Source organism: Paenibacillus sp. PL91 (genome assembly GCF_012935325.2).
Taxonomy (GTDB): domain Bacteria; phylum Bacillota; class Bacilli; order Paenibacillales; family Paenibacillaceae; genus Pristimantibacillus.
The window spans coordinates 161072-174318 of sequence record NZ_JABBYG020000002.1 but is presented as its reverse complement, the minus strand read 5'-3'; the positions used below and the strand labels follow the sequence as shown (position 1 = coordinate 174318).

General features: G+C 48.6%; 11 protein-coding genes. 9 read left to right on the top strand and 2 right to left on the bottom strand.

Annotated features, from left to right (window positions below):
• Positions 1 to 9 precede the first annotated feature (9 nt).
• Both HI950_RS06055 and HI950_RS06050 read left to right on the top strand, forming a co-directional pair.
• Positions 10 to 858: an ABC transporter ATP-binding protein gene (locus tag HI950_RS06055; RefSeq protein ID WP_223285173.1), complete on the top strand. Its 849-nt coding sequence runs from the start codon at positions 10 to 12 to the stop codon at positions 856 to 858.
• Positions 848 to 2620 carry an ATP-binding cassette domain-containing protein gene (locus HI950_RS06050; RefSeq protein WP_169083004.1) on the top strand — a complete coding sequence of 591 codons (1773 nt, stop codon included), beginning with the start codon at positions 848 to 850 and terminating at the stop codon, positions 2618 to 2620. Before HI950_RS06055 ends, HI950_RS06050 begins: the two co-directional genes overlap by 11 nt.
• Here the strand turns inward: HI950_RS06050 and HI950_RS06045 are convergent.
• Together HI950_RS06045 and HI950_RS06040 are read right to left on the bottom strand one after the other, a co-directional pair.
• On the bottom strand, positions 2594 to 3193 hold the full coding sequence (locus HI950_RS06045; protein WP_169083003.1) for an HAD-IA family hydrolase: 600 nt from the start codon (positions 3191 to 3193) through the stop codon (positions 2594 to 2596). The two genes, HI950_RS06050 and HI950_RS06045, sit on opposite strands and share 27 nt — an antisense overlap.
• On the bottom strand, positions 3190 to 4404 hold the full coding sequence (locus HI950_RS06040; RefSeq protein WP_169083002.1) for an MFS transporter: 1215 nt from the start codon (positions 4402 to 4404) through the stop codon (positions 3190 to 3192). The genes HI950_RS06045 and HI950_RS06040 overlap by 4 nt, the downstream gene beginning before the upstream one ends.
• A gap of 393 nt (positions 4405 to 4797) precedes the next feature.
• Between HI950_RS06040 and HI950_RS06035 the strand changes: the two genes are divergently transcribed.
• From HI950_RS06035 to HI950_RS06005, 7 genes are all read left to right on the top strand, one after another.
• Entirely contained in the window at positions 4798 to 5610 is an 813-nt protein-coding gene (locus HI950_RS06035; protein WP_223285152.1) for a BclA C-terminal domain-containing protein, read from the top strand.
• A gap of 178 nt (positions 5611 to 5788) precedes the next feature.
• A complete protein-coding gene (gene lepB, locus HI950_RS06030; protein ID WP_169083000.1) occupies positions 5789 to 6331 on the top strand; it encodes a signal peptidase I in 543 nt (180 codons plus the stop codon).
• Positions 6332 to 6350: 19 nt separating this feature from the next.
• The gene (locus HI950_RS06025) at positions 6351 to 7274 is read left to right on the top strand and encodes a DUF4184 family protein (protein WP_169082999.1); all 924 of its coding nucleotides are present in this window, start codon (positions 6351 to 6353) and stop codon (positions 7272 to 7274) included.
• A gap of 166 nt (positions 7275 to 7440) precedes the next feature.
• Positions 7441 to 8919 (top strand): sensor histidine kinase, encoded by a 1479-nt coding sequence (locus HI950_RS06020; protein ID WP_169082998.1) that lies wholly within the window; start codon positions 7441 to 7443, stop codon positions 8917 to 8919.
• A complete protein-coding gene (locus tag HI950_RS06015; protein ID WP_169082997.1) occupies positions 8897 to 9586 on the top strand; it encodes a response regulator transcription factor in 690 nt (229 codons plus the stop codon). Before HI950_RS06020 ends, HI950_RS06015 begins: the two co-directional genes overlap by 23 nt.
• Positions 9587 to 9619: 33 nt before the next feature.
• Entirely contained in the window at positions 9620 to 12643 is a 3024-nt protein-coding gene (locus HI950_RS06010) for an efflux RND transporter permease subunit (RefSeq protein ID WP_169082996.1), read from the top strand.
• A gap of 255 nt (positions 12644 to 12898) precedes the next feature.
• Positions 12899 to 13150 carry a heterocycloanthracin/sonorensin family bacteriocin gene (locus tag HI950_RS06005; protein WP_169082995.1) on the top strand — a complete coding sequence of 84 codons (252 nt, stop codon included), beginning with the start codon at positions 12899 to 12901 and terminating at the stop codon, positions 13148 to 13150.
• Positions 13151 to 13247: the final 97 nt, after the last annotated feature.

Genomic DNA, 13247 nt, shown 5'->3' with positions numbered 1-13247 from the left:
TTGAAGCATATGAATCAGTCACAAATCGAAATGAAGCAGGTTACAGTCACGCCTCCTGTTATGCTGGAAGGACAGCAGCAGGCGCCCATCATTAGAGATATTTCCTTAACGATATGTAAAGGGGAATGGATTTCGCTTCTGGGGCAAAATGGAAGCGGGAAGAGCACGCTTGCGAAAGCAGCAGCTGGCTTTCGTATCGCCGGCGCAGCTGGACAAGTCATCAGAAGCATACAAACAGCGGCGCAAGGCAAGCCGATTCCGATCGTGATGCAGCAGCCCGAAGCAGCGATGATTGGGGCAACGCCTTGGGAAGATGTCCTTCTCTTGCTGGAGCAAAATGAGCTGCCGGCTCACACGATTCCCTATGAAGCCGAACGAGCGCTGCAAAGGGTGGGGCTGGGCGAGCGAATGCATCAGCCAATCGGGACATTATCCGGCGGGCAGAAGCAGCTTGTGGCGATTGCTGGCTGCTTGGCGATGCAATCTCCTCTGCTCGTACTTGACGAGGTGACGGCAATGCTGGACCCTGAGGCGTCGAGTGCCGTACTCGAGCAGGTAAGGGAACTGCACCGGAACGGCGTAACGATCATATGGATTACACAGAAGCTGGAGGAGCTGTGTGAAGGTGACCGAATCATTGCGATGAATGATGGTGGCATCGTATTTGATGGTCAGGCTGGTGCTTGGTTTGCAAGAACCAGTGCGAGCGCGAAAGACAGCATTTGTGAACAGCTCGGCTTTGAAGCCCCATATGCAGCGCAGGTTGCTTGGGAGCTAGAGGAGCAGGGTTATATGCTCCGCCCATTTCCGTTTACGGCTGCAATGCTGGCAAAGGCGGTGAGTCGATATGAGCGCTGATTGGAAGCTAAGCGGGGTAAGCGTCGCAGCGGATGGGGAATTAAACAAACAACTGCTTACCGATGTCAATCTGACCTTTGAGGCAGGCAGGATTACTCTGCTAATTGGACGGAACGGTGCCGGAAAATCGACTCTGCTCGAAACTATAGCTGGAATTCGCGCGATTCAGGAGGGCGATATCGAGCTAGGCGGCGATTCTTTATGGCTGAAGGAAAGCCGTCGAAAACGGCTTAATCCAAACGTGGCGCTTAAGCTTGGCATTGCGATGCAAAGCTCTGAGTCACAGTGGTTTGCTGCGACTGTAAGGGAGGAAATGCTCTATTCTCTTAAGCCGTATAAGGCAGCTCATGTTGATGCTGAGCGGAGAATGCAGCAGGCGCTTGCTGATGCGGGTCTTGCACAGGAGCTGCTGACGCGCGATCCATGGACGCTCAGCGGCGGGCAGCAGCGACGGCTGTCACTTGCCTGCTTGCTGGCATGTGAGCCGGAATGGCTGCTGCTGGACGAGCCGACAGCGGGGCTTGACGCTGTCGGTATACGCCGCTTGTGCGCGGTGCTTGAGGCGCACAGGGTGGCGGGGCGTGGAGCGGTCGTTGCCACGCACGACCTCGACGCGCTGCTGCCGCTGGCGGACGCGGTCGCCGTGGTTAGCGGCGGCACGGTCCGCGCAGCGGCTCCTGCGGCGGCGATCGCGCATGCCGCAGCGGCGCCGCAGGCGCTTCGGGCGCTGGCGGAGCTGCGCGCGGCGGCGGCTTTGCCGCCGGAGGCGCCGGGTGACGGGGCGCCGTGGCCTGCGCCCCGCGAGGTTGCGGCAGCGCTGGCAGCGGAGCTGGAGCGGCGAGCGGGCGGAGCCGCAGCCGACACATCCGTCGGCACAGCAGGAATCGCACCAACCGAATCCGCGAGCACAACAGTACAAGTAGTAGTAGTTGATAACCTTAATTTAGAGGCTGATGAGCGCAATGGAGTTACTGAGCATCCGCTTAAAACAGCTCATATGGATTCCGCAAAGGAAAGCGCTACGCTCCTTCGTTCCGATCGTTTTGATCCTCGTGCTCTCGTACTCGTCTATTTATTTCTTGCAGCAAGCGTGCTTGCTCAAAAATCGTTTTTGGAGCTGTCGTTAGCAACAATTGTAACCTTGTCGCTATTAACGCCTTTTCGAGCGCTGATCAAGCCGTGGAATCGGGTAATACGGGCTTATGTCATTATGATTGTCATCTTTTGCGTAATAGGGGGAATAGGCTTTGGCCCGCTCGACTTCGACTGGAGTAAGGTATGGCCTATTGCTTTAAGGTTTGGCAAGCTGCTTCTGATTATGCTGCTGGGGATGCCGCTGCTTAAGCTAATGTCGCCTTACAGGCTGCAGCGCGCCATCGAACAGTCGCTCGGCTGGCTCAGCAGGCTTCGGGTACCGATTCATTCGTTTGCGCTTGTCGTCACGCTTATTTTTCGGTTTATTCCGCTGCTTTCAGGTGAGTGGGAGAGGTTTGCGAAGCTCGCTCATGCGAGGGGGAAGGCGGCCGCGCCGCTGAAGAAGGTGCCGTTTAAAATGATTCTTTCGGTGCTTATTCCTTATATGCGTTCTATTCTTCGACTCGCTGAGCAAATGTCGGATGCGCTGGAGGCGCGTGGCTTCGGCTATTCGAAGCAAAAGCCTACCTACGGCTTCCGCCTCCAGCTCGGCCGAGCTGATGCTTGGCTGCTAAGTATTGCCGCGACATGCGGTCTAATGCTATTCCTGCTTTCTTACTTGCTCTAAGAGCGGGAGTACTTGCGGAATCCATTTTCCATCCTCATCGGCAAGCAGCGTTCGCCAGCCAAGCGACGCTGCTTGTTTTATATTTTTGGATTTATCATCAACGAACAACGCCGTGCTTCCAGTGGGGAAATAGGCGGCTGTCCTCGCGTAAATATCCGGATGAGGCTTTCTTACCGCCGCCAAGCTTGAAATCGTAATGCTCTTCAAATAAGGCTTGATCGGCTTAACGATCGGTTCAACCCATCCGGGAAGATGATTGCTCAGCAAATGCACATCGGCGATCTCGCTCCATTCAGCTACTTTTGCTAGTGCAGGCAGTGGCTGCAAGCTGTTGTCGATAAACGCTCTAGCTCGCTTAGTTTCAAGCAAGGGCGTGTAATCCTTGACCCACAGCCAGAACTGCTCCTCAGTTAAATCCCCGATCCATAGTCGTTCACTGATTTGCTTCTTATACACAGCATAAATGACTTCTTCAGACACGTTGGCTTCAGCTGCAAGCAGCTCCCAGAAGAGAGGCGACAAGTTTGTCGCTAGCACACCGCCAATATCGAGCACGAGCTGTGGCTTTGTCATCCGTTTATCTCCTCCGAACGTTTGCCCGCAATGCTCAGCCGAGACGACTTGCGCTCTGTCATCGCCCACATCACGACTAGAACGAATGCCATCGCTCCAAGCAATGAGCCAAACACGAAGCCTCCGTTGAGGCCCCAGCTTTCATTCAGCCAACCGGCTAGAAAAGGGCCAGAGAACATCCCAACGGCATATAAAGCTTGATACAAGCCCATAGCGGTCGCCCGTCCGGGAAGCTCAACATCGCGAATGGCAAGACCAAGCAGCAGAGGCATATGCAGTCCCTGTGCAAAACCGTTTATCGCCTGCGTCGCGACGAGTACACCGAATGAATCCGCAAATACCATCGCCGCCGTACATATCGCGCTCAAAATAAAGCCGGTTCCAATCGTGCCCCAGTAACCGAATTTAGGTGTAAACCATCTCGCAGTTACGAGTGAGGCGAAAGCGTGAGGGAGCATAAAAGCAAACACAAGCACCGTTAGCTTAAGTCCGTCGGCACCCATTTCTTCCGCTTTGAGCGGCGTAAAGCCAAACATGGTAATGAACAGGACGCCATGGGCGAGAATGGAGAGCAAGGATACCTGAAGCAGCGTTTTAGTGCGTACGACTTTTTGGATCATCGCAAAAGACATGCCAGGCTGATCGCGCTGCTCAGACCGAGGCTCTTTCAGCACGAATGCAAGCAGCAGTCCGATCACGGCAATGGCAGCTCCAACCGTAAAAGGGGCGTTCGAATTAAAGGCATCATTGAGCCAGCCGCTAAGCAGCATACCGATCATTTGACCGGATACGGTCATGACGCTAATATTGCCCATTGCACGGCCAGTCTGGCCTGCACCAAAGTAGCTGGCGTAAAGTACGGTAAAGGCTACCCAGGTGGACGCACAAACGCCAGCCATCAGCCTGCCCGCAAGCGGCCATAGCCAAAGGCCAGGAATGAGAAACAGCAAGCAGCTTATAGCTGCGGTTAGCATGCCAAGCAGGATAAACGGTTTGCGTTTTCCGAAGCGATCCGACAAGATACCGAGGGGAAAGCGGACAAACATTTGAACGAAGCCATAGCTTCCAAGCACGATGCCGATAAAAGGCAAGGATAATCCGCGATCGCTAAGGTAAGGCGATAAGGTTGGCACATAAACGTACATAGAAGTCCAGTAAAGAATCGTTATAGTCGTAAAAAGCAATCTTTGCGCAGCCGTTATTTGCTTCATAGCAGTAGAACATCCCCTTTCTGCTTCACTTTATCGTATGGCAGCTTCCTTTGTCACTTCCTAATTTTCGTGCATTGCGAAATCACGAACCGCAAGCGATCAGGAATATAAGTGACAAAAAAAGGTTGTACGATAAAAAGGACCCCAACAAAGATCATTGCAGGGGTCAAATTGTGAAACTATTATTGGGTTGTCCCCTCTATTATATGAGCTCTCTCAAACAACGGTGACAGAAATTACGAGCGATAATGAACACCGGCAGATGAATCTACCTTATATTCATACCTATTTTTGCAAAAGATAGATAGCAGTCTATGAGTCAGAAGACAAATGTCCATGCCATTAATAGATAAATTGAGTAGTATACAACAAATATTAATGGAGGTGTTTGTATTGGGTTGTCCTGTACGAAAACGTAAAGATGACTGGAAAATAGTAATCTGCCCTACGAAGAAAAAGAAACGCTCGAAAAGAAAAAAATGCTGTAAAAAAATTATCATTAGAAAAAAAATAATACGTGTAATTAGACCTCGTAATGTAGGAAGTGTCGAAAGTGTAGGTTCGGCAGGCAGTGTTGGCTCAGCAGGATCAGCAGGCTCTGTAGGCTCAGCAGGAGAAGTAGGATCAGCCGGTAGTGTTGGTTCTGCAGGTTCGGTAGGACCAGCCGGCAGTGTTGGCTCGGCAGGTGCAGTTGGCTCGGCTGGAAGCGTCGGCGCAGCAGGCGCCGTAGGGACAGCCGGTAGTGTGGGAGCAGTCGGAGCTACCGGTGCAACAGGAGCGACTGGCGGCGGACTATCCCAGTATGGATATGTTTATAATGTAGGACCTCAAGTGGTTGCAGTAAATGCTGACGTTCTTTTTGATTCGAATGGTATCTTAACACCTGGAATTACGCATGTTCTTGGAACAGCAGGTATTGGGGTTGTAGAAGCGGGTGACTATGAGGTTACTTTTTCAGTATCGGGTTTTGAGTCGAGCCAATTCGGATTGTTTGTAAATGGCGCGCTGTTTCCCGTTCCTGGAACCGTTTATGGCTCGGGTGCGGGCACTCAGCAAAACGAAGGGCAGGTTATCCTTAGGCTAGCAGCTGGAGATACAATTACGCTGCGAAATAACCTTTCTGCTGCAGCGGTAATTCTTCAGACCTCGGCCGGCGGAACACAAACAAACGTAAACGCATCTATTCTAATAAAGAAATTAAATTAGTTTCTAATTTAATCGTGTGACAACTCAATGTGGCAGTCCAGAATTTTTTCGCTTTCTGGACTGTCCTTTGTCATTCATAGGACTTCATATGGGAACTTTCACCAGCCAATGGCGTATTAAGCAAGGAACGTTTTAGGTTACAGCTTGCAGCAGCCATTAATTGAAGAGGTGAATAGAAATGAAAACAGAAAAACGCCAACCTAAAAAATGGGTTAAAGAGCTTAGGGAATGGACCGTATCGTTAACGATTGCGATTGTCGTAGCCTTACTATTCCAGACGTATGTGTATGCGCAATCGGAGGTCCAAAATGTGTCCATGCAAAATACGCTTGTAGCGGGACAGCGATTAATTGAAGACAAGTGGTCCTATCGCTTCCACGAGCCAAAGCACGGGGATATTGTCATTATTAACGGGCCTGAGAGCGAGCTCCGCCTGATTAAACGCGTTGTGGGCTTGCCAGGCGATGTGATTGATATCCAAAACGGAGAGGTTTACATAAACGGAGAGAAAATCAATGAGCAGTATGTCAAAGGCCAAACGTTTCCGGGCCGTGTAGCCATACCATTTAAGGTAGAAGAGGATCAGCTCTTCGTGATGGGCGATAACCGCGAGCACAGCATGGACAGCAGAGAGCTCGGTCCGATCGCAAGGTCAAGTATTGAAGGAAAAGCGATATTCCGCATATGGCCATTTCCAAAGTTCGGCATGCTAAATGATTAGAAGGAGCTGTGGCTAAAAGATGCCATTCACTTTATCCCATCCGCTATTTGCGGCTCCGCTTAAGAAAGCGATTCCTTTCTTAAGCCTAACCGGTTTGATTCTCGGGAGTATGGCGCCGGATATTGAATACTTTATCGCGATGCAGCCATTTCGTTCCATCGGCCATTCCTTGTCCGGCTTCTTGTTGCTTGTGCTTCCTATTTGCATAGCGTTTGCATTTGCTTTTCACCGCATCATAAAGCCTGCAATGCCTGAGCTGCTGCCAGGCATTGGAGGAATCAGCGCTTTTGCCGCATCCTTGAATCGCCCATGGCGCTTGGCGACAGCCTCTGAGTGGCTATTCTTTTGTTTATCATTGTTAATTGGTTTTTATTCGCATGTGTTTTTGGATCATTTCACGCATAGCGGCGGTTTTTTTGTAAGGAGAGTGCCTTTTCTACAGAGCATGATCATGGGGGATTATGTCTATCATATCCTCCAGCTGTCGTTGTCTGTTCTTGGCGCGATGGTTCCCGGATTGTATTTTTTGTATCGATATATAAATTGGTATAAGAAACGGGCAAGGAATAAAAGCTATGTTAAGCAGCGAAGCGCCTATTTGCAATGGGGGCTTCTTGTTTTTCTTACATTTGCTTTGCTATTAGGAAAACTCTTGTTTGCAGATCGCTTCTTCTCCGTTAGCATTTGGGTTGTAGCGCCGATAACATCCGCATTAGTAGGGCTATTTGTAACTTCAGCACTGCAATTAGCGGTTCGGAATCGTCGGGCTGCACGAGGAATCTTCTTTTCTTCCTTACTGATCGGCATTATTTTTTGCTATAAGCTTTTGTATGACCAGCAGGAATTTTCATTAACCGTTTGGGTTATATACCACTGGATACTTGCAGCAGTCCTGATGCTTAGCACGTTTCTCATCTCAAAAAAACTAAACTGTACAATTTAATCTTATAAATATTTTATTGCATTAAATAATAATGACATTAATAGAATCGAAGCCTATACAACTAAACGTAATAATTTCGTAAGAATTGGTTACAAGTTCGTTTAGAAATAGCCTTTATGATTAACCATAGACTCAACAATAAAGTTTAAGCGAGGCGTGAACGGAATTGTCGATCCGAGTGAAGCTGTACATGTCTTACTTAGCAATGGTTTTTGTACCGCTCATTATTATGTTTGTTTTTGTGGTATTCGTTTTTTACGCACGCGGGGAAGAGGATGTCCGCCAATATTTTGAACAAGAGCGTAGGGAGCCTTATCAGCAAGCAATCGTGTACGGCGAATTGTCTTATGTGCTGAAAAATGACGCGGGACAGTTAGAGAATGAGAAGTATTTGTTGGATATCCAAAAAAGGCTCGGAGAGCTGTGGGCAGGACTTCTCATTTCCAAGAATGGACAGATCATATCGATTGCTCCTTTCCTCGATCAGCTCGAGCCGACAGAAAATTGGCAGAAACTGCTGGACCTTCCGCCTGAGTCGGTGACCTTTCATTCGTTCCGGTTCGAAACAAATGTGCTCCATTTTGTTTATCCGGATGGAAGCGAAGGCAAGGTGGTGCTTTTTAGGCGCAAAGACATCGTTCCTATTCACTGGAGACCCGCAAGCAACGTATTCACCTTGGCATTGATTGGGTTAACGAGCCTGCTGCTTACCTACTTTGTTTCCAGAAGCATCATCCGACCCATTAAGAAGCTGGAAGCAGCGGCGCTGCAGATTAAGGATGGTGACTTGTCACACAAGGTCGTAGCGACGACTAAAGGGGAAATTGGACAGCTGAGCATCGCGTTCGAGGAAATGCGAGTGAGACTGCAGCATTCCATCGAACAAAGCTTGCAATATGAAGAAAATCGAAAGATGCTGCTATCCCATATTTCCCATGACTTGAAAACGCCAATATCCGCGATTAAAGGTTACGTTGAAGGCATTATGGATGGAATTGCAAATACGGATGAGAAGCGCAAACGTTATATGGAAACGATCTACAGGAAGGCAGCTGACATGGATCAATTAATCGATGAGCTGTTCCTGTTCTCCAAGCTCGATCTTCAAACGGTCGCATACGATTTCAAAGTCATCGATATTCGTCGATATTTGGAGCATTTTTTGGAAGAGCAGCGCTTTGATCTGGACAAGTCTGGCGTTAAGCTGCTTTATCCGAAGGATGATGCGAATTCGATCTTAATCGCCGCAGATCCTGATAAGCTAAGCCGGGTGCTCACTAATGTTTTGAATAATTGTGTCAAATATATGGGCCAGCAGTCCGAGCAAGCAAACAAGGAGATCAAAGTCAGCGTGAAGGAGCAAGGGCAATATGCGCTGGTGGAAATTGAAGACACTGGTCCTGGGATTGAAGAGGAGGATTTACCGTATATTTTTGATCGATTCTATCGTGCAGAGCAATCGCGCAACTCGGAAACAGGAGGAAGCGGCCTCGGCCTTGCGATAGTCAAACAAATTATTGAAGGGCATGGCGGTGTCGTATGGGCAGAGAATGTCAAGCATGGCGGAGCTAGGTTCTGTCTTAAGCTGCCGAAGTCGACAATCGTCAAAACGGTGGAAGAGCATGAAGAACATACTAATCATTGAAGACGAGAAGGCCATTGCCGAGCTGGAACGTGATTATTTGGAAAGCTATGGTTTCTCCGTACACATCGAGGGGAGAGGCGATATTGGCCTGCAAAAAGCATTGGAAGGAAAGTTTGACCTCATTATATTGGATGTGATGCTGCCCAAAATAGACGGCTTCGAAATTTGCCGGCAAATTAGACAATCGGTCAACATTCCTGTACTAATGGTGACAGCCAAGAAGGAAGACATCGATAAAATTAGAGGTCTTGGCTTAGGCGCTGATGATTATATGACGAAACCATTTAGTCCCAGTGAGCTGGTAGCTCGCGTGAAAGCGCATTTGGCTCGATATGAGAGGCTTACCGGGGACAAAGGCGAGCGAGGCGACCATATTCGCATTCGCGGATTATTGATAGATAAGCCGTCCCGCAGAGTCATGATTCATGAACAGGAAGCGATGCTGACGTCTAAGGAGTATGAGCTTCTGCTGCTGCTAGCTTCACATCCGAATCGGGTATTTGAGAAGGAAGAGCTTTTCGAGCGGATTTGGGGGCTTGATTCCAATGGTGACGCAGCTACGGTAACGGTCCATATACGGAGGCTGCGCGAGAAAATAGAGCATGACCCATCGAAACCTCAATATATCGAGACAATCTGGGGAGTGGGCTACCGCTTTAAAGTATAGCAACTATAGATAGAAGACGAGGAGTGGAACCCATTGAAAAGTATGATCCGATTTTCGCTTAATAACAAATTTGCTTTATGGATTTTGACACTGCTAGTGTTGTTTGCTGGGCTTTACTCCGGCATGAATATGAAGATGGAGACTTTGCCGGATATTACAGTGCCTATCGTTAGCGTAACGACGGTACTGCCTGGCGCTGCTCCTGAAGAAATTATGGAGAAAGTTACGAAGCCAATCGAACAGCGAACGCGCAATTTGAAGGGCGTTAACGTGGTTAGCTCCACATCCTATGAGAATGCTTCATCGGTTGTAATCGAATATACGTATGAGATGGATATGGATGAAGCGGCAGCCGAAGTGAAAAATGTGCTTGCGGAGATATCGCTCCCAGAAGGAGCGCAGGACCCTTCGGTATCTCGCATCAGTCTGAATGCCTTCCCGGTTTTGTCGCTTAGCTTATCTAACGACAGCATGAATTTGGAGCAGCTTACGAAGGAAGTGCAAACTAATATTTTGCCTCGTTTGCAAGGCATCGATGGTGTAGCCAGCATTCAAATGTCCGGCCAAAACGTAATGGAAGGCGAGCTGGCCTTCAAAGCGGATAAACTCAAGCAAATCGGATTAACCGAGGATATGGTGAAAGGCATCATTCAAGCCTCGACGATATCCGTGCCGCTTGGCATATATGAATTCGGCGATTCGGAGAAAGCGATCGTTGTTGACGGAAATGTTTCCAGCGAGGATGATCTGAAAAGTTTAATCATCATGCCGGGAGTCAAGCTTAGCGATATTGCGGATATTAGCATCGTCGGCAAAGCGGAATCGATCTCCAGAACGAACGGCAAGGATGCAATCGGATTAAACGTAGTGAAATCGGCTGATGCTAATACAGTCGATGTCGTAAATAACGTTAAAGATGAAATTAAAGAGATGGAAAGTAAAAATGCCGGCCTATCCTTTGTAACGACGCTTGATCAGGGTAAGCCGATCGAGGATTCCGTTCATACGATGCTTAGCAAGGCGATTATAGGGGCATTGTTAGCTGTTATCATCATTATGATTTTCTTGCGTGACATTCGTTCAACGATTATTGCAGTCGTATCCATTCCGCTTTCTATCCTTATCGCGCTGCTCGTTTTGGGCCAAATGGATATCACACTGAACATTATGACGCTTGGGGCAATGACCGTTGCAATCGGACGCGTTATTGATGACTCCATCGTCGTGATCGAGAACGTCTACCGCCGAATGGCTCTCTCAACAGAGAAGCTGAAGGGCAAGGACTTAATTCTCGATGCAACGAAGGAAATGTTCATCCCGATTTTGGCGTCAACAATCGTAACGATCGCCGTATTCCTGCCGCTTGGGCTTGTATCCGGCATGATTGGCGAAATGTTCCTTCCGTTCGCATTAACGATCGTTTTTGCACTTTTAGCATCGCTTCTTGTTGCCATTACTGTCGTTCCGATGCTGGCGCATATGATGTTCCGCAAAGGCCTGAAGCCAGGCAAGGCGCATCATGATAAGCCCGGACGTCTGGCTGAATGGTATAAAGGTGTGCTGCGCTGGTCGCTGAACCACAAGCTGATCGCTTTTGGATTAGCCGTTCTTCTCCTTGTTGGCAGCCTGTTCCTCGTTCCGGTTATCGGGACTAGCTTCATCTCAGGCGACGAACAGAAAATGATGGTCGTATCTTACAACCCGGCGCCTGGCGAAACACGCGAGCAGGTTGAGGAGATGGCGCTTGAGGCGGAGAAAACATTACTAGATCGCGAAGGCATCACCGTCGTGCAATATGCTGTGGGCGGCCAAAATCCATTTAGCCCAGGAGCATCCAAGCAAGCGCTGTTCAACCTGAGCTATGACGAAGATTTTGCTGAATTTACAGATGAGAAAGAAAAAATCGTACCTCTTCTGCAGGAGCTTGGCGGAAAAGGCGAGTGGAAGCAGCAGGACTTTACAGGCGGCGGCCTTGGAGGCTCGGGCATCTCGATGCTCGTGTTTGGACCGGATATGAAGTCGCTTCAGCCCGTTGTTGATGATTTAATGACGAAGCTTGCGGATCACAAGGATCTTAAAAATATTGATTCCAGCCTGTCCGCAACGTATGAGCAATATCGTCTCGTCGCCAATCAAGAGAAGCTAAGCCAAAATGGCCTTACTGCAGGTCAAATTGCGATGGCGCTTAGTCCCGTTCGTGAACGTCCCGTTCTGACGACGATTGAGAAGGATGGCGAGCAATTTAATGTTTATGTGAAGGTTGAAAGCAAAACCTATTCAAGCAAAGCGGATCTTGAGAATGTGAAGCTAACCTCACAGCTCGGTACAGAAGTAGCTCTTAAAGATGTCGTTACGATCGAGGAAGGCGAATCGCCAAATACGATCACAAGACGAGATGACCGTATTTATGCAGAAGTAAAGGCCGATGTAACAGCTTCTGATGTTGGTAAAGTATCTGCAGAAATCCAGAAGTTGATTGACGATACTGAATTGCCTGCTGGAATTGATATCGATATGGGTGGTGTAACGGAGCAAATCACTGAATCCTTTACACAGCTTGGTCTAGCGATGCTTGCTGCAATTGCGGTTGTATATTTGGTGCTCGTCATTACGTTTGGCGGAGCTTTAACGCCATTTGCTATTTTGTTCTCCTTGCCGTTTACGATTATTGGCGCATTAGTAGGCTTGCTCATTGCCGGGGAAACACTTAGTGTGACGGCTATGATCGGAGCGCTGATGCTGATCGGTATTGTCGTTACGAATGCGATCGTACTCGTAGATCGTGTCATTCAGAAGGAGAAAGAAGGTCTATCCGTACGCGATGCATTGATTGAAGCAGCGGGTACTCGCCTTCGTCCGATCTTGATGACGGCGATTGCGACGGTTGGAGCATTGCTTCCGCTTGCGTTCGGTTTTGAATCCGGCGGTTTGATCTCCAAAGGGATGGCGGTAACAGTCATTGGCGGCCTAACGAGCTCCACGCTGCTTACGCTCATTATCGTCCCTATCGTATATGAGTTCTTAAACCGCAAGAAGAAAACGGGTATTGCAGAATAAGCTTAACAAAGTCTTCATAAATAGGAGGCTGCCTTCAACGTCAATGACTATGGAGGCAGCCTCTTTGCATGTTTATGAGCATTTCTATTATTTTGCAACTAGGCAAATGCAGCAGTAACACTAGCGGAGGTAATTTCATACGTATATGTCATGAACAAACAACGGCATTAGGCCAGTTTGAGCTGCTTTAACTACAGTTGTTCATGCTGGTCTTAGCCGTTGAAAAAATGATGAACATATACGGAGGCTACTGAGATGAATGAGTTTAAAAATGATCTGCAAAATTTGAATATTGACCCTTACAAATCGAGCGGAATGACGCCAAATGCCGGTCAAGGCCAAGTGGACCCTAACAATGCACGGCTTTGCATCGGTTTTTGCATTGGCTTTTGTATCGGTTTTTGTTCCTGTGGTTCCTGTGCCGGATGCAGCAACTGTTTCAGGTGCGGGGGCTGTGCGCGCTGCGGAGGCTGCGCTCGTTGTGCTGGCTGTGCACGCTGCCGCTAATGCATTTTAACTAAGTGAAATATTCAAGACGCCTCTGTAAGCGATTCAGCTGACAGGGGTTTTTTTCTATTTAAGAACTGGCATGACGGACAAATAG

Bases quoted from the DNA above. Each gene is read 5' to 3' on its own strand.
- HI950_RS06055 (WP_223285173.1), top strand. From the start codon at position 10: ATGAATCAGTCACAAATCGAAATGAAGCAGGTTACAGTCACGCCTCCT.
- HI950_RS06050 (WP_169083004.1), top strand. From the start codon at position 848: ATGAGCGCTGATTGGAAGCTAAGCGGGGTAAGCGTCGCAGCGGATGGG.
- HI950_RS06045 (WP_169083003.1), bottom strand. From the start codon at position 3,193: ATGACAAAGCCACAGCTCGTGCTCGATATTGGCGGTGTGCTAGCGACA.
- HI950_RS06040 (WP_169083002.1), bottom strand. From the start codon at position 4,404: ATGAAGCAAATAACGGCTGCGCAAAGATTGCTTTTTACGACTATAACG.
- lepB (WP_169083000.1), top strand. From the start codon at position 5,789: ATGAAAACAGAAAAACGCCAACCTAAAAAATGGGTTAAAGAGCTTAGG.
- HI950_RS06025 (WP_169082999.1), top strand. From the start codon at position 6,351: ATGCCATTCACTTTATCCCATCCGCTATTTGCGGCTCCGCTTAAGAAA.
- HI950_RS06015 (WP_169082997.1), top strand. From the start codon at position 8,897: ATGAAGAACATACTAATCATTGAAGACGAGAAGGCCATTGCCGAGCTG.
- HI950_RS06005 (WP_169082995.1), top strand. From the start codon at position 12,899: ATGAATGAGTTTAAAAATGATCTGCAAAATTTGAATATTGACCCTTAC.